This window comes from Phormidium yuhuli AB48 (assembly GCF_023983615.1).
GTDB lineage: Bacteria > Cyanobacteriota > Cyanobacteriia > Cyanobacteriales > Geitlerinemataceae > Sodalinema > Sodalinema yuhuli.
This window is the reverse complement of sequence record NZ_CP098611.1, coordinates 1,822,859-1,845,405: the sequence shown is the minus strand read 5'-3', so window position 1 is coordinate 1,845,405 and position 22,547 is coordinate 1,822,859. Positions and strand designations below refer to the sequence as shown.

At 47.7% G+C, this 22,547-nt stretch carries 29 protein-coding genes and 1 pseudogene; 8 read left to right on the top strand and 22 right to left on the bottom strand.

Annotated features, from left to right (window positions below; genetic code table 11):
• Positions 1–535: 535 nt before the first annotated feature.
• Both NEA10_RS07930 and NEA10_RS07925 read left to right on the top strand, forming a co-directional pair.
• Positions 536–769 carry a DUF433 domain-containing protein gene (locus NEA10_RS07930; RefSeq protein ID WP_252664784.1) on the top strand — a complete coding sequence of 78 codons (234 nt, stop codon included), beginning with the start codon at positions 536–538 and terminating at the stop codon, positions 767–769.
• Positions 766–1,026: pseudogene (locus tag NEA10_RS07925) on the top strand (DUF5615 family PIN-like protein). Before NEA10_RS07930 ends, NEA10_RS07925 begins: the two are co-directional and overlap by 4 nt.
• Before the next feature lie 142 nt (positions 1,027–1,168).
• On the opposite strand, the gene NEA10_RS07920 reads toward NEA10_RS07925, so the two are convergent.
• On the bottom strand, positions 1,169–1,552 hold the full coding sequence (locus tag NEA10_RS07920; protein WP_252664783.1) for a type II toxin-antitoxin system VapC family toxin: 384 nt from the start codon (positions 1,550–1,552) through the stop codon (positions 1,169–1,171).
• Complete coding sequence (locus tag NEA10_RS07915) at positions 1,545–1,781, bottom strand: hypothetical protein (protein WP_252664782.1); 237 nt, start codon at positions 1,779–1,781, stop codon at positions 1,545–1,547. The genes NEA10_RS07920 and NEA10_RS07915 overlap by 8 nt, the downstream gene beginning before the upstream one ends.
• Before the next feature lie 337 nt (positions 1,782–2,118).
• Between NEA10_RS07915 and NEA10_RS07910 the strand changes: the two genes are divergently transcribed.
• Both NEA10_RS07910 and vapC read left to right on the top strand, forming a co-directional pair.
• Positions 2,119–2,331: a type II toxin-antitoxin system VapB family antitoxin gene (locus tag NEA10_RS07910; protein ID WP_252664781.1), complete on the top strand. Its 213-nt coding sequence runs from the start codon at positions 2,119–2,121 to the stop codon at positions 2,329–2,331.
• A 110-nt stretch (positions 2,332–2,441) separates the two neighbouring features.
• Positions 2,442–2,729, top strand: coding sequence for a type II toxin-antitoxin system VapC family toxin (vapC, locus tag NEA10_RS07905; protein ID WP_252664780.1), 288 nt, complete (start codon positions 2,442–2,444; stop codon positions 2,727–2,729).
• 47 nt (positions 2,730–2,776) lie between these two features.
• Here vapC and NEA10_RS21185 read toward each other — a convergent pair whose 3' ends face one another.
• Complete coding sequence (locus NEA10_RS21185) at positions 2,777–2,881, bottom strand: NACHT C-terminal alpha/beta 1 domain-containing protein (protein WP_445164668.1); 105 nt, start codon at positions 2,879–2,881, stop codon at positions 2,777–2,779.
• Between NEA10_RS21185 and NEA10_RS21180 the strand changes: the two genes are divergently transcribed.
• Positions 2,868–3,014: a hypothetical protein gene (locus tag NEA10_RS21180; protein WP_252664779.1), complete on the top strand. Its 147-nt coding sequence runs from the start codon at positions 2,868–2,870 to the stop codon at positions 3,012–3,014. The two genes, NEA10_RS21185 and NEA10_RS21180, sit on opposite strands and share 14 nt — an antisense overlap.
• A 373-nt stretch (positions 3,015–3,387) precedes the next feature.
• Here the strand turns inward: NEA10_RS21180 and NEA10_RS07895 are convergent, their stop codons facing one another.
• The 7 genes from NEA10_RS07895 to NEA10_RS07865 all read right to left on the bottom strand — a co-directional run bounded on the left by NEA10_RS07895 (position 3,388) and on the right by NEA10_RS07865 (position 9,917).
• On the bottom strand, positions 3,388–3,594 hold the full coding sequence (locus NEA10_RS07895) for a hypothetical protein (protein WP_252664778.1): 207 nt from the start codon (positions 3,592–3,594) through the stop codon (positions 3,388–3,390).
• Positions 3,595–3,676: 82 nt separating this feature from the next.
• Entirely contained in the window at positions 3,677–3,877 is a 201-nt protein-coding gene (locus tag NEA10_RS07890; RefSeq protein ID WP_252664777.1) for a hypothetical protein, read from the bottom strand.
• 394 nt (positions 3,878–4,271) lie between these two features.
• On the bottom strand, positions 4,272–4,679 hold the full coding sequence (locus NEA10_RS07885) for a type II toxin-antitoxin system VapC family toxin (RefSeq protein WP_252664776.1): 408 nt from the start codon (positions 4,677–4,679) through the stop codon (positions 4,272–4,274).
• A complete protein-coding gene (locus tag NEA10_RS07880) occupies positions 4,676–4,873 on the bottom strand; it encodes a hypothetical protein (protein ID WP_252664775.1) in 198 nt (65 codons plus the stop codon). Before NEA10_RS07880 ends, NEA10_RS07885 begins: the two co-directional genes overlap by 4 nt.
• Positions 4,874–5,092: 219 nt before the next feature.
• Entirely contained in the window at positions 5,093–5,323 is a 231-nt protein-coding gene (locus tag NEA10_RS07875; protein ID WP_017303240.1) for a hypothetical protein, read from the bottom strand.
• A complete protein-coding gene (locus tag NEA10_RS07870) occupies positions 5,311–5,625 on the bottom strand; it encodes a hypothetical protein (RefSeq protein ID WP_252664774.1) in 315 nt (104 codons plus the stop codon). Before NEA10_RS07870 ends, NEA10_RS07875 begins: the two co-directional genes overlap by 13 nt.
• An 89-nt stretch (positions 5,626–5,714) precedes the next feature.
• The gene (locus NEA10_RS07865; RefSeq protein WP_252664773.1) at positions 5,715–9,917 is read right to left on the bottom strand and encodes a HEAT repeat domain-containing protein; all 4,203 of its coding nucleotides are present in this window, start codon (positions 9,915–9,917) and stop codon (positions 5,715–5,717) included.
• Positions 9,918–10,090: 173 nt separating this feature from the next.
• On the opposite strand from NEA10_RS07865, the gene NEA10_RS07860 reads away from it, so the two are divergent.
• Positions 10,091–10,303 carry a hypothetical protein gene (locus tag NEA10_RS07860; RefSeq protein ID WP_068789485.1) on the top strand — a complete coding sequence of 71 codons (213 nt, stop codon included), beginning with the start codon at positions 10,091–10,093 and terminating at the stop codon, positions 10,301–10,303.
• A gap of 291 nt (positions 10,304–10,594) precedes the next feature.
• Entirely contained in the window at positions 10,595–10,768 is a 174-nt protein-coding gene (locus tag NEA10_RS07855) for a hypothetical protein (RefSeq protein WP_252664772.1), read from the top strand.
• 263 nt (positions 10,769–11,031) lie between these two features.
• Here the strand turns inward: NEA10_RS07855 and NEA10_RS07850 are convergent, their stop codons facing one another.
• The 12 genes from NEA10_RS07850 to NEA10_RS07800 all read right to left on the bottom strand — a co-directional run bounded on the left by NEA10_RS07850 (position 11,032) and on the right by NEA10_RS07800 (position 18,577).
• Positions 11,032–11,301 (bottom strand): hypothetical protein, encoded by a 270-nt coding sequence (locus NEA10_RS07850; protein ID WP_252664771.1) that lies wholly within the window; start codon positions 11,299–11,301, stop codon positions 11,032–11,034.
• 171 nt (positions 11,302–11,472) lie between these two features.
• On the bottom strand, positions 11,473–11,907 hold the full coding sequence (locus NEA10_RS07845) for an HNH endonuclease (RefSeq protein WP_252664770.1): 435 nt from the start codon (positions 11,905–11,907) through the stop codon (positions 11,473–11,475).
• 11 nt (positions 11,908–11,918) lie between these two features.
• On the bottom strand, positions 11,919–12,191 hold the full coding sequence (locus tag NEA10_RS07840; protein WP_252664769.1) for a hypothetical protein: 273 nt from the start codon (positions 12,189–12,191) through the stop codon (positions 11,919–11,921).
• A gap of 28 nt (positions 12,192–12,219) precedes the next feature.
• The gene (locus NEA10_RS07835) at positions 12,220–13,392 is read right to left on the bottom strand and encodes an NACHT domain-containing protein (RefSeq protein ID WP_252664768.1); all 1,173 of its coding nucleotides are present in this window, start codon (positions 13,390–13,392) and stop codon (positions 12,220–12,222) included.
• Positions 13,379–13,786 (bottom strand): type II toxin-antitoxin system VapC family toxin, encoded by a 408-nt coding sequence (locus tag NEA10_RS07830; protein ID WP_252664767.1) that lies wholly within the window; start codon positions 13,784–13,786, stop codon positions 13,379–13,381. The genes NEA10_RS07835 and NEA10_RS07830 overlap by 14 nt, the downstream gene beginning before the upstream one ends.
• A complete protein-coding gene (locus NEA10_RS07825; protein WP_252664766.1) occupies positions 13,783–13,980 on the bottom strand; it encodes a hypothetical protein in 198 nt (65 codons plus the stop codon). Before NEA10_RS07825 ends, NEA10_RS07830 begins: the two co-directional genes overlap by 4 nt.
• A 213-nt stretch (positions 13,981–14,193) precedes the next feature.
• Positions 14,194–14,316, bottom strand: a complete 123-nt coding sequence (locus tag NEA10_RS20845) for a hypothetical protein (protein WP_258719058.1) — start codon at positions 14,314–14,316, stop codon at positions 14,194–14,196.
• Between the two features lie 140 nt (positions 14,317–14,456).
• The gene (locus tag NEA10_RS07820) at positions 14,457–14,846 is read right to left on the bottom strand and encodes a type II toxin-antitoxin system VapC family toxin (RefSeq protein WP_252664765.1); all 390 of its coding nucleotides are present in this window, start codon (positions 14,844–14,846) and stop codon (positions 14,457–14,459) included.
• A complete protein-coding gene (locus NEA10_RS07815) occupies positions 14,836–15,069 on the bottom strand; it encodes a hypothetical protein (protein ID WP_008055509.1) in 234 nt (77 codons plus the stop codon). Before NEA10_RS07815 ends, NEA10_RS07820 begins: the two co-directional genes overlap by 11 nt.
• 101 nt (positions 15,070–15,170) lie before the next feature.
• Entirely contained in the window at positions 15,171–15,365 is a 195-nt protein-coding gene (locus tag NEA10_RS07810; RefSeq protein WP_252664764.1) for a hypothetical protein, read from the bottom strand.
• A 170-nt stretch (positions 15,366–15,535) separates the two neighbouring features.
• A complete protein-coding gene (locus NEA10_RS07805) occupies positions 15,536–17,032 on the bottom strand; it encodes a serine/threonine protein kinase (protein ID WP_252664763.1) in 1,497 nt (498 codons plus the stop codon).
• A gap of 33 nt (positions 17,033–17,065) precedes the next feature.
• Entirely contained in the window at positions 17,066–18,577 is a 1,512-nt protein-coding gene (locus tag NEA10_RS07800) for an NACHT domain-containing protein (RefSeq protein ID WP_252664762.1), read from the bottom strand.
• A gap of 129 nt (positions 18,578–18,706) precedes the next feature.
• Between NEA10_RS07800 and NEA10_RS07795 the strand changes: the two genes are divergently transcribed.
• Positions 18,707–22,444, top strand: coding sequence for a hypothetical protein (locus NEA10_RS07795; protein WP_252664761.1), 3,738 nt, complete (start codon positions 18,707–18,709; stop codon positions 22,442–22,444).
• Positions 22,445–22,547 lie beyond the last annotated feature (103 nt).

Genomic DNA, 22,547 nt, shown 5'->3' with positions numbered 1-22,547 from the left:
GCCAGATGATTTTACCCCGAAGCCGAGCTACCCCCCTCAATCTCCCATAAACGAGCTTTGAGTTCTTGAAGACATGCTTCTGCTGACTTCAAAGAAGACTCGTACCTGTTTAACGGCGCTTCTAGGGGGTCGTCGGTGAGGAAGGCGATGGCGATTACCCCGGTCAGTTTTTGGCAAAAGGCGATGAGTTCTGGGGTGGGTTGGGTCGGGGTGGAAACGGTTTCGCGACCGAAGAGGATGGCAATGTGGGGGAAGAGGTGGGGCGCGTTTTAGGGTTTTGAGGTGGCGGCGCAGTTCGGCGGGGGTGGCGGGTTCCGGGGGGTCTTCCTCGGAACAGGTGATGTCCCAAATCAGTTCGCGCTCGGGTGAAGGCGATTTCCTAATTTGTGGGTTTTGTTAGCGAGGATATAGGCGTTGAGGCAATACAGGGGCAGGTGTTGCAGGGATTCGCAGGTGAGCGCTGATTCCTGAAAGAATTGAGGAGCGCGATCGGTTATAATTGATGAGGCATAATCACACATTCAGCCTTAAAAATATGACTTTAACTCCTGAATTAATGAACCGAATTACGCAAAATCCCGGTCAATGTGGGGGTCGTCCCTGTATTCGCGGGATGCGAATTCGAGTCACCGATATTTTAGAAATGTTAGCTGAAAATGTTAACATTTCTGAAATTCTAGAGGATTTTCCAGACTTAGAACTAGCAGATATTCAAGCCTGTTTAGTCTTTGCAGCAAGACGTACTGCTTTTCCTAGACTAACCGCATGAAAATTTGGGTCGATGCTCAACTTCCCCCTACATTGGCAAGTTGGCTGACAGAAACCTTTGGTTTAGAAGCCAGACCATTGCGAGATTTAGGCTTACGGGATGCTCAAGATATCGAGATTTTTGCAGCAGCATAGGCTGAAAAGATGGTGATTATCACGAAAGATAGTGATTTCATTGACTTGGTATGTCGTTTAGGAACACCTCCTCAAATTTTGTGGCTAACTTTTGGCAATGTCACGAACCGCAACTTGCGATAATTGTTAATAGCAACTTTACCGAATGCGTTAGAGCAATTGCAGCAAGGAGAAATGATTGTGGAAATTACGAATACTCCTTAATTTCCTCTAACCAACTTTCAATGGCGGATATCAGATGAGGTTGATTGGGGGGAAACCCTTTTTACCGAATCACTCGAATTTCGAGGTTAAGATTTAACTGACTCCATTGGCGGTCTGCGGTAATCACGGGTTGATTGAGAACAAGACCCAGGGCTAGACAAGCGCGATCGCCTAGGGATAAGCCTAGAGGTTTAGTCATGGGTCGTAGCATACCCACAATTTGAGCTTGCGGTTCATCAAAGGGAACACTTTTTAAGTTCAAGTCGGACAAAATTTGCAAAATCTCGGTTTCTGAGATGCCAATTTCGGCAAATTTAGCAATAACTTCCGATAAATTAATGGTGCTAATCGTTGCATTTTCAATCAAGTCTGTTATTTGTTCACTCCCGCTTTCTTGATTGAGAAATGCTAATATGGCAGAGGCATCCATGATGACATTACTCATGGATAGACTCGTGACGGCGTTCTTGAATCAGTTCCTCTGTTAGGTTGCGATTTTCCGCATATTTTTTGACTATTTTTTGAGCGTGGGTGAGGGGGCTGGTGGAGTCAGTTATTAGTGGGCGATCGCCTTGTTTCTGCTGTTGATTAATAGTGTTAAAGGTTTCTATCATCTTCTGAATTTGCTCGATTTGTTCTGGGGTGAGTCCAGTGACATCAAGAGTTTGAGTCATTGTTTAGTCAGGGGCTAGGGGTTGCTGACATTTTAGCTAATTTTGCCGCCCAGGGTCAAAAACCGGGTTTCTTGGCTGCTTAAATCTCCCCTAACCCGGTTTCAATGGCGGATATCAGATTCCGTTGATTGGGGGGAAAGCCTTTTAATGGGGCTTCTAGGGGGTCGTCGGTGAGGAACTTAAGGTGGCGATCGCATTTCCGGCGGGGTGGCGGGTTCCGGGGGGGTATTCCTCGGGACAGGTGATTTCCCAAATCAGGGGTACATTGAGTCAGAAAAATGTTAATGTAAGTAAATCTGTACGACAATAAATCTGAACATAACCTCAATCACTAGCAATGAAAAAGTCCATCGAACTTAACGAAGAATTGGTGAAAGAAGCATTGCACTTAACCAAGATTCAGACAGAACAAGAGTTAATTAACTTGGCTTTATCCGAGTTAGTCAAAAACCGCAAAAAACGAAATTTACTCGATTTGAGCGGGCAAATTCAATTTTCAACAGATTACGATTATAAAGCCTTACGAGAAAACCGCAATGTTTTTGATTGATACATCAGTTTGGATTTCTGTCTTCCGAGACAGGACTGATACCGTCCGTCAATCTTTGTCAGCAATTATTAATTAATGAGCAGCCGATTTTTTTGAGCCGATTCACTCAGATGGAACTGTTGCAAGATTGCCGAGATGAACGGGAGTGGAGGTTATTAGAAACCTATCTGCAAGACCAAGACTATATCGAACCCACTCCTAATACTTGGGTCGCGGCCGCCCGAATTTATTACGATTTACAACGACAGGGATTAACGGTTAGAAGTAGTATTGATTGTTGTATTGCTCAACTGGCGATCGCACATCAGTTGATATTAATTCATAATGACCGGGATTTTGAGACAATTGCAACGGTGACAAGCCTTAATCGTTTACGCTTTCGACCTGACAATAACTAATTTTTAAATCTCATCTAACCTTCTTCTAACCTAAAAAATGCCACTCCTCAAATCTCCCCTAACCAGGTTTCAATGGCCGATATCAGATTCAGTTGATTGGGGGGAAAGCCTTTTAATGGGGCTTCTAGGGGGTCGTCGGTGAGAAATGCGATTCTCCTAGGTCAACGCTTCGCGATCGCAATTACCCCCGTCAGTTTTTGGCAAAAAGCGATTCTCCTGGGTGAGTTGATTAACGGTGACTTGGAGCGATCGCCTCAATTTGAGAACACCAAGAAAAGTCCTTGATGTTAAACGTATAGATTGTGGTGACATCATGAAATAACATAATTTTAATGTGCAGTAAATCAAAAACACCTCCATTGCTTACAGGTCTTTCTGCTAATAAACCGAGCCAACGTTCAAACAAATCCACCGGAGTTGAAAGCAAGCAGATATGGAGCATCTGACAAATCCGGTTAATGCGGATAATTGCTTCCGTTGGCTGTCAAGGCGTGGCTAAAATAGCCGGATTAGTAATATAGGAGTAAAATTCCGCTAAAACCTGCGATGAGACACACAAAATTTCCCTTTCGGTGGGTCTAAATATTTCTAAAGCGGCTTGATGTTGAGGGGCTTTTTAGCAACATAAGCGAGGATATTCGTATCCAGATAAATTCGTTTAGCTTCTGTTACCATAAAGCATCGTCCGATTAAAGGGCTGGAGAATTTCGCTGGCAAAAAACAAGGAATTCAAGTCTGAGTCTGATAGATTTTCTGTCGCTGATTGGTTCTGCTGTTGATTAATAGTCTTAAACGTTTCTATTATCTTCTGAATTTGCTCGATTTGTTCTGGGGTGAGTCCGGTAATATCAAGAGTTTGAGTCATTTTTTAGTTGGTGGCTAGGGGTTGTTGACATTTTAGCTAATTTTGCCGCCAAGGGTCAGAAACCAGGTTTCTGGGTGGCTGCTTAAATCTCCCCTAACCAGGTTTCACTCGCCGATATCAGATTCCGTTGATTGGGGGGAAAGCCTTTTAGGGCGATTTCCCGTTCGCGGGTTTCGTTAGCGAGGAGGTCCGCGTTAGAGATCGCCGTTTGATTGCCTGGGTCGATTTTCCCTAAACAAAAGGCAACCTCAATGCGCGTCTCTTCATCCAATAGTCCAGACATTTTTCTGGGCAAGCGCTGAAACCCTTGGTTTCTCGTTGGCTAGATCACTGTGGAAGAGGGCTGAAACCCGCATTCTACCGTCCTCTTTCAAAAACTGTCCGGAGTTTTGGAGCTTAAAAACATAACCAAAAATAACACCTGCTAGGATGAATAGTATTATAAAGACTGGTTATGATTGTGTTATTTCGATTGACATCAAACATAAAAGAGGGATAACAATCCATATCAAATTCTAAAAAAGAGGCCAAGATTGGGACCCAAACACTTCCCGCTTCGGCAAGAATACTGTCATTATTTTACCCCAGACACCGGGTTTCTATGTAGGAACTGGGGAACCTATTTTTTTCAAGAAATCGATGCAAATGATTTGGCGGTGCAGTTGGGTGGGGAATAGTTAATCTGTATCATTACCCTCCTTCAAACCTTCAAAGGGACTGCACAGTGTTAAATCAGGCACGCGCTTGAAATCATCCACATTTCTAGTCATCACACAAGCAGAGTAGTGCAATGCAGTTGCCGCAATCAGGGCATCGGGAAGTTTGAGGCGGTGATGTCGCCGTAATTGAATGGTGCGATCTTCAATTTGGGGCAGTAGGGGGACTTGTTCAAACTGCATCAACAAATCAGTAATGACCGCTTCTTCTTCATTTGATAATTCTGGGAAACTCAGCAACTCAATTCGCACAATGCAGGAAATAATCACCTCATTTTTGCTGAGAAATGATTCTGAGAAAAATGGCAATATTGCTGGTTCTTCAGCCAAGTAGTCAATAAAAATGTTGGTGTCGTAGAGATATTTCACCGCTCCCACTCTTGACGCATTGTGTCGAGATGAGCCCGCATTTTGTCTCGCTTATCTTTTAGCAATCCCTTGGCTTTGGCAACCTTGGCATAATCCCGTTGCCAGAGGGCTACCACTGAAACAGGCACATCCACGGTAATAAATTCTTCATTCTGGTCGATTAAATACTGTTTGGGAATTTTAATGATGGGCATTGTTTTTGCTTGGGATGTTTAAGGTGAATTGTATTTTGGGGCTGGGGATTAAGGTTTGCTAATATTGTAACAGTTTCGGCTCTTCAAATCTCCTCTAACCCGGTTTCAATCGCCGATATCAGATTCGGTTGATTGGGGGGAAAGCCTTTTCATGGCGCTTCTAGGGGTTACTCGGTGAGGAAGGTAAATTTCGCTTAGATTTGAGGTCAGTTGATTTTTTCAGGTTTTAATCAGGGTTTGTTGACCGAGTTCCAGGGAGATGCCACTAATGCGATCGTCTCCAGGGCGATAGGATAACACTTCGATGCCAATGGGTTCATTGGTATCTCCATCTTTAAACAGGATAATATCGTTCCCAAGTTCCGTCGCAATTTGGTTAGGGCGGGGAGATTGCCAAAAAATGGTTAAGAGTTCCGTTTCGGGTTCGTAAAAGACTTTTATTTGGGCCATAATTTTGCTCCTGTTTTGATGGCATCAGTTTGGTAAGCTGTAATCAAGTAACCCTCTCCATTTAAACGCCGCGCAACGGCAACCAGCCACCTTTTGGCTTTGAGGGTGCGATAAAATAGCAAGACATCAATATCGCGCTGACTTTGGTAAATGGCATCGGGTTGATTAAGGGTTTGCTGAATTTCAGTTTCATAATGGGTAATATCGGGATGCTTGATAAGCAGTGTTTGCCAGTAGCTTTCGGTGGTGCGGACGGTGAACCCTAGGGGAGTAGAAACAATAAATTTAACAATTGATTCCATATTTTAGCTGAAGGCTAGGGTTTGCTGATATTTTAGCGAATTTGAGAACTTGGGGTGAGGGTTCGGAAACCGGGTTTCTTGGTGGCTGCTTAAATCTCCCCTAACCAGGTTTCAATGGCAGATATCAAATTCGGTTGATTGGGGGAAAAGCCTTTTAAGGGCGCTTCTAGGGGTTCCTCGGTGAGAAATGCGATCGCAATTACCCCCGTCAGTTTTTGGCAAAAGGCCATGAGTTCTGGGGTGGGTTGGGTCGGGGTGGAAACGGTTTCGCTACCGAAGAGGATGGCACCGTGGGGGAGGAGGTTACGGCGTTTTAGGGTTTTGAGGTGGCGGCGCAGTTCTGCGGGGGTGGCGGGTTCCGGGGGGTCTTCGTCGGGACAGGTGATTTCCCAAATCAGTTCGCTGAGGGTGAGGGCGATTTCCCGTTCGTGGGTTTCGTCAGCGAGGAGGTCGGCGTTGAGGCAATACAGGGGCAGGTGTTGCAGGGATTCCCAGGTGAGGGGAGAGGAGAAAGTTTGTTCGCCGCTATGGGGGGTTTGTTCCGTGACTTCGGGATGGGGGGTGGTGGGGGGATTGTGCCATGCTTGGTAAAATTCGGGATAGGGGAGGTTTTCGGCACAGTTCCAGAAGAGTTTGTAGCATTCCTGGAATTGGTCATAGTTGCTTTGGTAAACTTCATCGCCGAGGCAGTTTTTTAATGCGGTGACGACTCCTGCATATTGTTGGCGGGTGGTGAGGATTCTCCCTAAACTCTCTGCTGCTAGATCAGGGATATATTCATCCTCAGTCGTGCGGAGAATTTCAAGCCACCCAGCGATGGCATTGGTATTTTCTGGGTCGATTTCCTCTAAACTATTTGCTGCCTGCAACCGAGTCATTTCATCTTTAGTCGTGCGGATAACTTCGAGCCATACGGCGATCGCCTCTGGGTTGCCTGGGTCGATTCTCCCTAAACTATATGCCGCCTGCAACCGAGTCTTTTCATCTTCAGTTGTGCGGATAATTTCGAGCAACCCTGCGATCGCCTCTGGATTACCTGGGTCAATTCTCCCTAAACTATATGCCGCCTGCAACCGAGTCATTTCATCTTCAGTCGTGCGGATAACTTCGAGCCATACGGCGATCGCCTCTGGATTCCCTGGGTCGATTTTCCCTAAACTATATGCCGTCTGCAACCGAGTCTTTTCATTTTTTGTGGTGGCAATAACTTTGACCACCGCCACGATTACCTCTGGGTTGCCTTGTCCAATTTGTTCTAAACTGTATGCTGCCCAGCTCCGGGTATTGTGATTCTCAGTAGTGGCAATAACTTTGAGCAACACTCCAATCGCCTCTGGGTTGCCTGGGTCGATTTCCCATAACCTCTGTGCTGCCCAGCTCCGGGTAGATTCATCCTCAGTAGTGGCGATGAGATTGACCAATGCTGCGATCGCTTTTGGGTTGCCTGGGTCGATTCGCCTTAAACTCCCTACTGCGCAGCTCTGGGTAGATTCATCCTCAGTAGTGGTGCTCAGATTAACCAATGCTGCGATCGCATCTGGGTTGCCTTGTCCGATTTTCCCTAAACTCTCTGCCGCATTTCTCCGGATATCTTTATTCTCTGTGGTGGCGATCAGATTGACCAATGCTGTGATCGCATCTGGGTTGCCTTGTCCGATTTCCCCTAAAATCTCTGCCGCATCCATCTGCGTCATTACACATGTCTGAGCAGTGGCGATAAGATTGACCAACGCCGTTATCGCCGCTAGGTTGCCTGGGTCGATTTTCCCTAAACTCTCTGCTGCGCAACACCGGAGATCTTCATTATCAGTGGTGGCGATCAGATTGACTAACACCGAAATCGCTTGTGAGTTGCCTGGGTCGATTTCCCCTAGACTCTCAGCCACCTGCCTACGGGTAGATTCTTCTGGGCAATTGCCAACAATTGCACTCAGTTCTGAAATCGCCAGCCGCCGAATCGTTTCAGGTATTGCCTTTCTCGCCCTTTCTTTTATCGGGTAGATAAAAGTTCGCCATTCCTGTTTTTCAATATTAAAATAACCAAAACCCCACTTTACCAACTGCCGCACAATCTCAGCCGCTATAGAACAAGTCTTAAACTCATTAATCGCAGCAGCCGCTAGAAAATAGGATTGATATTCATAAAAATCCCTGACTCCATCCTTAAACTCAACCAACCCACGAATAAACCCCTCCTTCTCCTCATCCACAATATCCCAACGCCCCAACCACAACAAAATCACCTGCTTCCACTGTGGCTCAAAAATCCGATACCGCTTCCCCTCCACCGGACAATCTATATGATTCCGAGGCAGAAAATAATCCCAATCCTCCACCGCCAACGCCGCAAAATACTCCTGAAACGTCGCATGATAAAACCCATACACCTTCTCACGGGGATTTTCCGCCGCCACCCCCACCTCATTCAACCAACCTAACTTTAACGCCAGAGGAAACAACGACCCCTTTGCCTTCGGTTTCCCCAAATGCTCACACACCAACCGATGAGTTAACCGAAATCGACTCGTTTCCCCCTCTAGGGATGCCTTCGCCAACTCTCCCAAAGCCGCATTTAACTGTTCCTTTTCCTCCTCCGTCACCGGAAAAGCGGTTTCCTTCCACCCATAGACCGACTCCACAAACCCCGCATACAAGTCCGCCATCGTTTCCGGTAGCGCATCCTCCACCTTCCAAGTCGCACATAACAACGTTAACCGCAGGGGATTGCGGCATAAATCCTTAATCCGTTCTTTCCCCGACTCTTGCAATTCTGACCACAAGGATTCCGCTAACTGGACATCCTCACCCTCCGCCACCAACCCCCGAAACCAGCGCCGGATAAACTCCTGCATTTGTTCATCCTGAAAGGGTTGGGTGAGATAGGTTTGAAACCCCTGTAACTGGCTGGGGTTCCCTTGCCACAAATTCAAGCGACAGGTGACAATCATCCGCGCATCCGTCACCCAACCTCGGAAATTTAACCCCTGTAGGTCCGTCTGGCTCATCTCATCCAAGCCATCCAACAGTAACCAGACTGCACCCCCCTCAAATTTATTCCCCCAGTCCGCTTTAATTTCCGCTCTGGACTGCCTCAATGCCTCGGTGAGCCATTTTTGCTCTAAATACTCTCCCAGGGGTTGACTGCCCAATTCTGCCAAGGATACCCAAACCACTAAATCATCGGTTTCTTGTAATAACCAAAAGGCTAATTTCTGGAGTAACGTCGTTTTTCCCGCCCCCGGTTCCCCAATAATCGCCAGACGTTTCTCGGTGCGTTGACCAATCACTTCGTCGAGAAACTCTCGGTAAGCAAACCGTTTCTCCACTTCCTCCCGATTGTACAAGTCGGAACCTTTTTCGGGGTCAATATCTTGGGGGTGTTTTGGGTTCTTACTCCGTTTCGGTTTCACCAGGGCTAAATCGACAAATAAATCCTCATCAATTAAATTGCGATCGCCATAAACCTGACCGATAACCGTATTACTGCTTAACGGTTTCCGGTCCAGTAACATCCGACGGCAAATATCTTGCCATTCATCAATGACATATTCTACCTGAAACTTCCCAATTTTTGTGTTAATCAGGGTTTTAAGTTGCTCATACCCCGTTTGGGAACTCTCCACAATCAGGATAATACTGCCTTCCTCAACTTTGGTAATCGAGAGGGTTTTATCCTTGAGGCGGTTTTGCAGGGTAGTGGTAATTTCCGTGAGTTTCTGTTGCGCCTGTTGATAGTCGCCTTTGAGTCCTAAAATGCAGCGATTGAGCGTTGCCGTGAGTTGGGGAGGATGGTGAATTTCAGGCAGGTTCCCAAAGGCTTCTTTCCATTTATCTCGAATAACCTGTAGGTTCTCTTCTCTCTTCGTTTGATGGCTGAGATGGAGTGAAAACTTCCAATATCCTTGATTTTTGGCTGATTCATGCTCCTTCAGAATCCCCAAATCTCGAAGGCAATCCAGGGCATTTTGAATCAGTTTATCCCTCACCGCTTCCAAAATCGGGTTCCGGCGATAGGTTTCTAACAAAACCCCTAAATCCTTCTTAGTAATCCCCTTTTCTATCCGCTTAATCTGTCCATTGCGCTGTTTTTGCTCAATGATGCCAGACACCCTCAACTCGTCTTCTTTCACCCACTCCAGTTTGAACTGTGCCTTGAGTGAGTCTGGGGGAATCGTGATTTCCTCATCAGCCAAAGCCAGCAACGCCGCCACGAAATCCAGACGGTCTTGCAAGTCCTCCGCGCTTTCTCCATACTTGCGGCTTTTTTTGAAAGGCTGACCCGATTTTCCCACCCTGACGACCCTCAGTCCCAAACGGCTGCTGGTTTGGGGAAACTTGCCCAAACGGGAGGGTTGCCCAAACCAGATAAAGCCATTGTAGCAAGGGTTTCAGGATTTAACCAGTTGGTTGGATTGGGCTAAAGCCCAAAAAAACACTGACCTCAGAGACACAAATGAGGTCAGTCATGGCTAATCTACAAGACAAATTCAAACAACGGCAAGCCTTAGAAGACGCTTATGGGAATTTCGTGGAACCCTATGTTAATGCGGTGATGGAGATTCCCAACAACCCAGTGCCGACTCCTCCGGTTCGAGTTTGTGAGATGGGGACCTATCGGGTTTCAGGCTGGTTGCTGCTGACGCTGGTCTATTGTTGGTGGATGCGGGGACGGCCATGACTGTGGCGACGACCTTCCCCACCACTTTGGCTCAACATCCCAGAAACCGGGTGTTCAAGACACTCGGTTTCTCAACCAGGCGATCGCCTAAATGATCTAGTGGCATAATGAATTGTCAAGGGGCGATCGCGATATGGAGAGAAAATCTGGCTCCCTTTCTAGGTATGGCTACAGTCGCCACGAGCGCGAGGGGTTAGGGGACAATTACTGTAACGGGGGGATGGCTAAAGCGGTGCGTGATGTGCTGCTAGAATTGGGTCAAATCCTGAATTGCCAATCGACAAGAAAACCATGGCTAGTATTATTCTTCAGGTTGATGAAGAGATTAAGGCGGCATTTGAACAGGCTAACCCGGAAATCCAAAAACAGTTAAGTCATATTGTTCAGTTTTTTTTACGAGAAAACTTATACGACAAGCGTTTAACTGAGGTGATGGCAGAAGTTTCAGACAAAGCACAACAATGAGGCTTAACACCAGAAATTTTACAAAATATTTTAGACGATGACAATGACCCGTAGATTTGTCATTGATACTAATGTGTTAATCAGTGCTTTACTGTTTAAATCATCAGTTCTATTACTGTTTTTAATTAAATTCATAAATTCCTGCCAATTGGTCAAGATTACAGAAATAATCACAATTTGTAGAGATAAACTTATTTTTATTAATTGATGTCTGTAGTAAGCGACTAGAATTCCACTATCTACCAGACTTACGAGATAGTCGGTCATTGCAAATCGTATTGAGGATGTTTCTTTTGCAAATAATCAGCGATCGCCTTTTTGCGATTAGCCCTTTCGGACAAATCAGGCGGCGCATCTTCTAACAGATGTTCAGGATGTCCCCCACGTCTTTCGACAATGTTTCTGCGGGGTTGTAAACTTAACCAGCGTTCTTGAACCAAGCATTTAATCAATTCATCGCTAGTCGTTTTTTCCCTGGCTAAAATTTCCACTAAACGGGCTTCGGTTTCGGGGTCTAGTTGTATGTTCAGCATGAATCCCTCTGATTTATGATTGATGTCTAACTCTACCTGATTGACGCCAACTCATCCTATTGTAGCTAAATGCCGAGAAACCGAGTTTCCTGTGGGGGTGACAAGGGACATAACGGACATCCAAAATCTAACCCTCATTATAGATTCAGTCCGGGTAAACAACTGCTGAACTTATCTATCGTCCAAGGGTGGGTGTCGCCCAATTTCGTAATCGGCGGCTCGAATGGCCAGGATGCGTTCCCGATTCAAGGCTAGTGCTGCCACCGTTGCTCGTCCAGTGGGAGTCATGCCCATAATCCTTAAACAATCGTCAGACCAGCGAAAATGATCCAGCCATCGATCCTGTCTGGGATTAAATAAAGCGACCGTTTGCCCTGATTCTGGATCGATCGCATCTTGATAGCGTCCTTTCCGACGATTGCAGTGAAAACAGGCCAGCGCCAAATTATTCAGATCGCTAGAACCCCCTTCTGCTAAAGGAATAATGTGATCGATGGTAAATTGTACATATTGCCACTGTTCTGAAGCATGACAATATTCACACAGCCCTTTGGCGCGTTGCCTAACCGTTGCTTGTATCTGTTCAGAAATCCAGGGACGAGCCATTTTATTTAACCTTACGAATTAGGCGCAAAGGCCAAATTACGAATCGTGCGATTGACAAAACTTAAATAATCATCAATTTCCTCGTAGGCATCTAACTCTTGTTCTTCTGCCTCAGTTAAGGCTTCAAGTTGCTGTTTTTCCAACAACATGAGAATCCGATTCTGCACGGTTGCCGATGCCCGAAAAATAGGGACACCGGATTCTAACTCAATTCGCACGGCCCCATCCAGGGGTAACGAATCAGGGAGATGATGAAGGGGAGGGAGAGAAGGATGAACTAGCATCAGGGTAAAAGGTTGGGTTTTTCTTATTTTAATCACTCTGGGCAAAAAATCGCCGGATAAAGGTTTCCATCTGCTCCGCCTCAAAGGGTAAATTACGATACACATCAAACCCCGAAAAGGCATTTTGATCGGCTTCCCAGACATTCACCCGACAGGTAATAATTGCCCGTCCTAACCCCACCCACCCGGTTAATAACTGGGACACCTGGGGCTGTTCAATCCGAGCTACCCTTTCATACTCGCCATCCATCAATAACCAGAGATACTCTTTATGGTCTTGCAGAGAAGACATTGCCCCTTCAACTCCCGCCGACTTGAGCCACTTTTCCAGATAATCCACCAGAGTCAGTTCGGTAAATTGTGCCAACTCAATCCAAATCGGGATGCCGAGATGTTCTGCCAAGATCCAATCGGCGATCGCCTGTAATCGCGTCGTTTTTCCTGACCCCGGTTCGCCAATCACCGCAATCCGTCGCCCCTGACTTTTCGGACTTTTCCCCTGCCGCAAAACCCGATCGAAAAACTCATCCTCGGCGATGGGAGTCATGCTCTCTTCTTCCCGTTCTTGCTCTGGATTTTCCCGACTTAGCCCCGGTTTCCGTTCCTTAACTTGGCGACGTTCCACCAATGCCAACGGCACATAGACATCCACCCGCTTAAATGCCGGATTAGCCGTTAATGCCTGTCGTTCAGCCAGCATTAACTCGGCAATGGGTCGCCATTCTGCTAAGGAAAGATGGGGGTTAGCGGCATCAAAATGCGATCGAATTTCTGCCACCAAACTTTCGAGGGTGCTTTCCAGACCTTGCAACAACTGAGTTATCTGGGTTTCCATCACCCCCAACCGTTGACAGACTTCTGCAAAACCGGAATCAATCCTGCCGGAAATATCGGTAAAAAATGCCTGTTGCTGGGTGAGGTTTCCCCTTTTACAGGCTGCCATGTTGAGGCGGATAAAAATATCACCCCATTCGGTAGCGGTGAGGTTGCCTTGTTGGGTGAGTTGGTATTCTTGGGGGGTAAGGAATTGGTCGAGTTGGGCTTCTCGCAGGTCGGGGTAGCGTTGCTGGGTGAGCTCCTGTTGGGCAATTTTGACCCAGTTGTCCTTGGCTTGGGCGGCGATTTTTTCCAGATATTGGCGGGTTTTGCGGCGCTGTGATTTGGCGGTGCAGTTGGGTGGGGAATAGTTAATCTGTATCATTACCCTCCTTCACCTCTTCAAAGGGATTGCACAATGTTAAATCAAGCACGCGCTTGAAATCATCCACATTTCTAGTCATCACACAAGCAGAGCCGTGTAATGCAGTTGCCGCAATCAGGGCATCGGGAAGTTTGAGGCGGTGATGTCGCCGTAATTGAATGGTGCGATCTTCAATTTGGGGCAGTAGGGGGACTTGTTCAAACTGCATCAACAAATCAGTAATGACCGCTTCTTCCTCATTGGATAATTCTGGGAAACTCAGCAACTCAATTCGCACAATGCAGGAAATAATCACTTCATTTTGTCTGAGAAATGATTCTGAGAAAAATGGCAATATTGCTGTTTCTTCAGCCAAGTAGTCAATAAAGATGTTGGTGTCGTAGAGATATTTCACCGCTCCCACTCTTGACGCATTGTGTCGAGATGAGCCCGCATTTTATCTCGCTTATCTTTTAGCAATCCCTTGGCTTTGGCAACCTTGGCATAATCCCGTTGCCAGAGGGCTACCACTGAAACAGGCACGTCCACGGTAATAAATTCCTCATTTTGGTCAATTAAATATTGCTTAGAAATCCTAATAATGGGCATGATTTTTCCCTTCAGTTTTTACGGCTAATTTCACTCGTTTATATCCAATAATTACAGGATATTAGGTCATAGCAAATCGTATTGAGGATGTTTCTTTTTCAAATAATCAGCGATCGCCTTTTTGCGATTAGCCCGTTCGGACAAATCAGGTGGCGCATCTTCTAACAGATGTTCAGGATGTCCCCCACGTCTTTCGACAATCGTTTGGCGGGGTTATAAACTCAACCAGCGTTCTTTAACCAAACGTTTAATCAATTCATCACTGGTCGTTTTTTCCTTGGCTAAAATTTCCACTAAACGGGCTTCGGTTTCGGGGTCTAGTTGTATGTTCAGCATGAATCCCTCTGATTTGTGATTAATATCTAATTATACCTGATTGATGCCAACTTCTCCTTAAACTGATTTAAGTTGAGGATGGGCTAAGGGGGTGACTACTATTGTAGCCAAATTTCCAGAAACCGGGTTTCTGGAAGACATCACTTATCAAATGGATTCCATAAACTTAACCCGTCAATGCGCTTAAAATCATCAACGTTGCGAGTGACCAAAATACATCCGGTGACAAAAGCACAAGCGGCAATGATACCATCAGCCAGTTTTAAGCGATAATTTCGTCTAATTATCGCCGCAGTATCTAAAACCGCTTCGGTCAAGGATACGCAGTTAATTAGCCTTAAAAACTCTCGCATTTCATTGGCTTGGTCTTCGGTTAGACCCGGGTAACAAAGCAACTCAACCCAAGTAATTGGACAGTAAAATCCCTCTGCTTGTCGGCTGTCAATTTCCTCAAATACATCCTGAACTTCGGGCTGATTATTAAAATAATAAATCAGGATATTAGTATCGAGAAGGTATTTATTCGGCATCCCATTCTTGTCTAATTTTTAATTGAAATTTCAGAGCATCGACGCGCTTGGGTAGAAACCCACGCCATCGATTCAAGTTGAGTCGGGGTGATTCGGTAGTATTTTGCACCTCTTGAGAGGGTTCACCCTGAGAAACTAGGGTGGCTAGTTCTTTTAACAGAAGTTTTTGCTCATCTGAAGTTAGAGTTTGAGCTTGATGCAGAATTTCTTGGTAATTAGACATCGGTTTTTGATTCAGTTTGTAGGTGATGTTTTGATTATACTTTCTATTTGCTCAACCGGGTTGATTCGCTTGAAAGTGGGGACTCAGAAACCGGGTTTCTATCAAAACTCTGGTTTGTCCCTGAAACTGGAGAGTTCATCAGTTTTGAAGCATTGGAGAAGATGAGTCAGTTTGCTATCTAGCAAGTTTTTGGATAAGGCTTGACTGAGTTTTAATGTGTCAGCCTCCGGTAGTTGGTTGACGAGGCTCACCACTGGTTCAAAGCTGAGGGAGAGTTGATATTGAGTTGGGTTCATCGTTTTCTGGGGTTGAGGATACAGGGCGATTTAAATGGGCGTTTGAGAACGGGTTTTGTTTGATGTGGCTTTACTCTTTCTGGATTTCTAGGTTGGCGAAGTGTTCTTGCACGAGGCGATGGATAAAGCGGTAGCGGTTGCCGACTCGTTGCAGGATGGGGCGATGAATATCATACCCCAAAAATCGGCTTAAAGATATAACCAAAAATAACACCTGCTAGGATAGATAGTATTATAAGAATAACAAGACCATCAACGTCGCAAGTTTCATTTGGACTGGTTAGGATTTCGTGAACTCCTCCGATTGAAAACAAACACAAAAAGGGTATCACGATCCATATTAAACCCGAAATGCCATTCATAATCATGCCCAATACAGAACACATCCAAAATATGTATATAATGGTACTAAAACATCCTAGTAAAATAAGCACTATATTTGCCAGGTCTATAATTACAGAACCTTTCTCCACATATTTTGATATCGAAAAACTAGAGTATATAATACTAGTAGTTATGGAAGCAATAAAAGAGCCTGAAACCAATAGTGGAGCATTCATAGCCGTATGAACAAATCCACTAGCGCCATAGAATCCGGTTATTAGGAAGAACATCATTACTCTAAAACCTTCGTCTTCTTTGGCGCTGTTTCTTCCATTTTGCTGCTTTGGAGGTACATCAGGTTGAACATTAATACCTGGATTTTCTTTGGGAACATTTCCACTGTATCCACCAGGAGACGGAGAAGGAGGATCGGGTATCGGATTGATTGGTTTAGGTTGAATAGGAGTGATCGGAACTTGTAACATGAAATTTGGATCAAAGGGTTGGAAATTAAAGTTCAGGTTTTTATTCTTTAAATCCCGAACCGCTTTCAAGGCATCTGAGGCATCATGATATCTCTCAGAAAAGTGATACTGCGTCATCTTGTTAAGAAGATCAGTAAGGTCTTTACTAACCCCATCAACTAAATCTTCCCATAATATCTTACCTGTACGAGGATCTTCTGGTATTCGATAGGGATGTATCCCTGTTAATGCTTGAATTCCAATCTTACCCACTGCATAAATATCACTAGCAGGTTTAGGTCGTCCCATTGCTTGCTCTGCTGGCATATATCCTTTAGTTCCGACACAATCAGTAGATTTAGTCCCTCCACCAGGAGTAATTTGCAAAGCACTGGTTTGCTTCGCTCCTCCAAAATCAATTAGAACCAATTTACCATCGCTTGTACGACGTATTATATTGTCAGGCTTCAGATCAAGATGAATTGCCCCCTGGTCATGGACAAACTTCAAGATAACTAGTATTTCCTCTATTAGGTATAAAACTTTAGCTTCACTGAGCTTGTTCCCAGTCTGGATTTCTCTGGATAGCAAACAACCCTTGACATACTCTTGAACCAAAAAAAAGTTACCATATTCATAGATATATTCATATAATGATGGAATTTGCGGATGTTGACCTAGTAAGCCAAGAATCTTCGCCTCTTTCTTGAAAAGTCTTACAAAGATTTCCCACTCCTTTTGAGAGCGAACTTCACTAACCTGTAAGTGTTTTAACACTCGTTTGGGTTTACCATTTACCTTGCGAGCTTCAACAAGGTAAGCTTTTCCAAAGCCACCTCCGCCTAATTCCCTTAAGACTCTATAGTCGTCAATACTCATTTCTTCTGCTCCTTAGATTATTAGATTATAATTTCAGTATTGAAAATCTTGTATCAATGTAAACCTAAACATTGACAGAACCCACTCCTTAATCGAAGGGTCATATTTTTCCGGTTTTGTCACCTCCTGCCAACTCGAAAGCTCCAAAATCACCGGAATGGGGGCATTGCTATCCCCTTCTGCCCGCTCAAGCAAGGCTTCCGCTAACTCTAATAAGGTCGTGGTTTTGCCGCCCCCCGGTTTGCCCAAAATCAGGAACTTGCCGGAAATGGTGGGATTATCAAACACATCCAGAATCGTCGTCTGGGGGGGTAACTGAACCCTGCGCTGTTCCCCCACCTTCACCGACATATCCCAAGGACGTTGCACCTGCTGGGGTTGCTGTTCTTTGCCCAAATTCACGAACGCCGCCCGGTGGATAGACTGGGTTAAACGGCTTTCTACCTCGGTTCGCATCTGAGTCAAGATAGTTTGACGATCGCGATACTCCTGTTTAGATAACGATCGCCCCCCCGGTTGATTGTGCAGCGACTCGAACCCCTGCCGCACCTCTTGACGAAATTCCGTCACTTCTTGGCGCAACTCCTCTAGGCGTTCCTCTAGGGTTTGTAACAATTCGCTGATGGTGGTTTCCATCACCCCCAACCGTTCACAGACTTCCGCAAAACCCGACTCAATCCCACGGGACACCTCCCGAAAAAACGCCTGCTGCTGGCTAACACTTCCCCGTAACTGGGTTTCCAAATCCTGAAACTGTTGCAGGATTTGGCTGAACTCCTCAACATTCACCCCCCCTTGATTCGCTTGCAGTTGCCTCAGTTGTGCCTGCATTCCCGTGAGTAACTGCAAGGTTAACCCCGCAAAGGCTTTCCCATCCTGGGCAAAGTCTTCCTTCAGCGTTTCTCGCAAAGCTTTGGGGAAGGTGGTATGGAGTAATTCCGCGACGTGTTGACGCACCTCTGGGGGAATGGAAAAGCCACCCCCTTTACAGGCTGCCATGTTGAGGCGGATGAAGATATCCCCCCATTCGCTATCAGTGAGGTTGCCTTGTTGAGTGAGTTGGGATTCTTCTGGGGTGAGGAATTGGTCGAGTTTCCCTTCTCGCAGGTCGGGGTAACGTTGTTTCGTGAGTTCCTGTTGGGCGATCGCCACCCAGTTATCCTTGGCTTGGGCGGCGATTTTTTCGAGATATTGGCGGGTTTTGCCCCGTTGTGATTTGGCGGCCAGGGTGATGACGGCCGCCATGGCTTTCCCCACCGCCCGAGTTAAGTCATGATTTTCTAACGATACCTGGTCTGGCTCTTTTTCTTCCGTTAAAGCATCGATCGCATTAGCCGTATTCCCGGCCGTCACGCTGGCTAAAGCCGTTGCCAACACAACGGACCAAGTAATCCCTTCCCCAGCTAACAGGGGCGGAAATACGGTACCGCCGAGCAAACAGCCACCACCAATCGTTAGTTTTAGGAGCGATCGCCCGATAGCCATAAATCCCTTCCTTAACCCTGTCATTATTTTACAACCATCCCCCGCCTGTTCCGTTGCCATTCATCCTCAACCTCATCGCCCCCACCACAGGACCTCCCCCAACCGCCCGACTGGGGAACTGTCCAAACCCACCTCGACAGCCCCAGAAGCCAGAGAGTAGTTTGGAACATCCCCCACCCCTCACCCCCCATGCAGAACCGTCCCCCACTCCTCGTCCCCCTCAACATCAACCATCCCCACTGTCTCGATGGACTCGACCATTGGCGGCAACTCGACCTACTCGACGATGACCAAATCAAACGCTTATGTCGTCAGGGTTTGACCTGTCCCCTACCCGCCTGGGAACCCCAATCAGCACCCGCCTCCCAACAGCCCCTAAGGGCCGCCAGCATCCCCTACCGTCCCCCAGTAACCGCCTCACCCTCCACCCCTGACCCCCCACCCCGTCAACGCTCCATCGCCCAAGCTATCAAAGATGAATTCAGTATCCGCTGGCTGCTGGGCTTGGGAGTGTTTGTCGTCCTCATCTCCTCAGCCGTTCTCGCCGCCAGTCAATGGGGACAACTTCCCCCAGCCGGACAATATGGCATTCTCTGGCTCTATACCCTCGCCTTCGCCCTCACCAGCTTCATCCTGGAACGTCGTCAACGACTGACCTTAACCGCCCAAACCCTCCATACCATCGTCTTAGGCTTAATTCCCCTCAACTTTTGGGCCATGGATGAGTTGGGACTCTGGGAATCGCCCCTGGGATGGCTGACCCTAGCACTGTCCAGTCTCTCCTTGACCGTCTGGCTCTGGCAAGAGTCCCACCTCTCGCGATCGCAAACAGTCCTATTCCTCCTCTTTAGTCTCTGTCATTGGCCCTTGAGCCGCCTCCCGGAACTCAGCCAACTGGGTCTCTATCTCGCCACCCTAGTGGGCCTCCTCCGCTATCGACAACGGCCCCAGCTCTCCCTCCTGGCTGTCGTCGCCTACGGACTGGGCAGCATCTGCGTCCGGGGACTCCTGACTGACCCTCTAGTCCTGTCCAATTTAGGACTAACCTGGGGGCTTCTCGGTTGGCAGGTGGCCCAAACCACACCGCCCCGGCGTGGCCGCTTGGGAGCCCTATTCTTCATCTGCGGCTGGCTCCTCTCCCTCTTAAACCTCTCCTGGCAAACCCTCACCGTCACCGGCCTAGCTCTGCATCGACTCGCACAACGGCTGCAACGGCTCGGCCAACCCCCTGAATTACTCCTCACTGCCCTAGTCGGCCTGCAAGGCTACCTCGTCTTACTGCAACTGCTGCCCGACTCCCTCCTAGAAGCACTCTGGCAAAACCTAGAGACCCTATTCGCAGCTCCCTCCTGGCAAACCTTCGTCGCCGTCCTCAGCCTCCCCTATCTCCTCGGCTTACTCTGGCTCACTGGCTGGCTACGACATCAGCCCTCACGGCGATACCTCTCCCAACAAGGAGATGCGGGGATTTTCCTCTTGGGACTCGGCCTAACCCTAATGGTGACAGAAACCCTCTCAGAAATTTGGTTACTCTGGTTGCCCCTGGGAGCGGTGTTAGCCGTGATGATTCAACGCCGCTATCCCCAAGGGCTGATATTAGCCAACATTGCCCAACTGCTCCTACTGGGGGGAGTGGCATCCCTCCTGGACTGGCAACTTGAGGGCAATCTCTCCCTAGAGCAATGGGGCCTGCTTCTGCTCGGTTTTGCCCTCCTGGAAACCCTCTGGACTCAGGGACAAGCCGCCGGAGTTTGGCAAACCAGTGCTTGGCAAATCACCCAGTTCTTAGGACTGTCCAGTTATTTCATCTTAGTGGCGTGGCGTCCCAGCCCTCTGCCCTTTGAGGAATCTTTTCCTCTGGCTTGGTTGTGGTGGCTGTTACCTTTCGCCTGGGGAATCGCCGCTCGCTATGGTGTGGCTCAGTATCGCCGCTCTGCCGCCTGGTTCGCCATTGTCGGGGCGATCGCCCTGCAACTCCTCCCCCTACGAGGCCATCTCACTCTCTTAAACCTCGTATTTGCGACCCTCCCGGAACTGCGACCGGCCCTCATTCTCAGTTTCAGCCTCGGACTGCTCCTACTTCTCCCCCTAGCCTACTCCCTACGAGACCGGCGAGCCGGGGCGATCGCCGTCGGCTTTGGGGTGTTCTGGAGCGGTGCTGTTGCGGTTCAAATCTTCCCCCTGTTCGGACAACAGGCGTTCCTAGCCCTCTCCCTGATTCCCCTAGGCTTATGGACCGTAGAACGCTGGGGACGCTCCCAGGAAACCGACTTCTGGCAGGTTTATCGTTTCGGCCTTCGTCTCTGGGGTTGGCTAACCTGCCTCACCCTCATGGCCAGCCTCACCCTACGTTCAGTGTTGTCCTATCCCAGCCCCATCGTCTCCCCCTCTCCCTTCGTGGTGCTGAGTTTGGGCCTCGTCATGGCCGCAATCGTCATCCATCAAGGTCGTTATCTCAACGCTCGGGGACTCTACAGCCTCGGCTGGTTCCCAGAACTGTTGGCCGTCGAGATTGTCTTTAGCTTCGGCGACTCCTTCTGGGTGTTAGCCCTAGTCAATATCGCCTTGGGCCTGTTGGTGCAACAACTGGGCAACCGGCTAACGACGCTTCCAGCCCTCAGCAACTCGGTCCTCTCCCCCCTGCATACCCTACCCATTCTCTATGGTCTCATCGCCTTAGTTCTGCGTTCCAATATCATCAATTCTTGGGCCGGAGTGATTACTCTAGGAGCCTCCCTAATTCTCATCAACGTCGGCCGAGAGATTCCCCGTTGGGGTCGGCTGTTAATTTATATCGGATTCTTGGGCTTAACCCTGGGGAGTAGTGAACTGCTGCTGAGACAGCTTTCTGGAATCGGTTTGGGCGATCGCCAAGTTGCCCTAACTCTCTTGTGGATTGGCTGGATGTATCTCTATCGGGGTATCGCCTCCCCACTCTCGGCTTATCTCAAGCTACCCCAACGGCACCTGCACCAGCTCGCCCACATTCATTGGGGCTTAGGAACCGTCCTACTTAGCCTCGCCGCCACGCTTCCCATCAATCAGCCTCCTCTGGCCCTCATCAGCGGCGGACTCCTCACCAGCTACGCCATCCTGCAAAGCCGTCAACCCCATCTCACCCGAAACAGTCGTCTCTGGCTCTATTTGGGGGTCGCCCAGGGCTATGGCGTTCTCAGTATCAGCATTGCCATTTCCGGAACCCAGCAGCAGGTGCTTCCGTTCATGGGGGCGATCGCCGTCGCTTTAGCCCTATTCCTCTATCACGCCCCCTGGTCCCGCTGGGGTTGGCATCCCACCCCCTGGCATCAAGTATCACGGCTGTCACCGGCAACGGTGGGAGTCTTGACGATTCATCATGTACATCCCCTGAGTGTTTTGGCGATCGCCCTCTTTTACGGCATCCTCGGCCGATGGGAGCGACAAATCCGTTGGCATTATCTAGCTCTCCTAGCCCTCTGCGGTTTAGCTGTACAAGGATTGCAAGCCTTTGAGATTGACGATCGCACCCTCTGGCTGGCTCCCATCACCCTCTCTGTTCTCTATATCACCCGCGTTGACCCCTATTTCCAACAGGGACAGCAACGGTCTCTACGGCATCAAATCCGTCTCATCACCCTCACTCTCTTTTTTGCACTCTCCTATCTACAAAGTCACTGGTTCCTCATCGCCACCCTTAGCCTACTGGTTTTACTGGCAGGATTAGGTTCAAAAGTTCGTGCCTTTTTATTTGTTGGTACAGCATTTTTTATTATCACAATTTCTGAGCAGTTTATTATTTTAGGAGCCACTTATACCTTATCCAAATGGATTCTTGGCTTAGGATTTGGTATCATCTTAATCAGCATCGGCGCCCTCGTCGAATCCCGCAAGCCACAAGTTGTTTCGACCTTGCAAACCTGGCAATCTCTTCTAGAATCCTGGGAATAAATACTAAAACAGCAAATTCTTATCTTGAAAAAAACCAAGGGTTGTTTTTCTCTTATTATATCCTCCTCCCTCCTCCTTTCTCGTGTCATGGCTCTGCCATGAT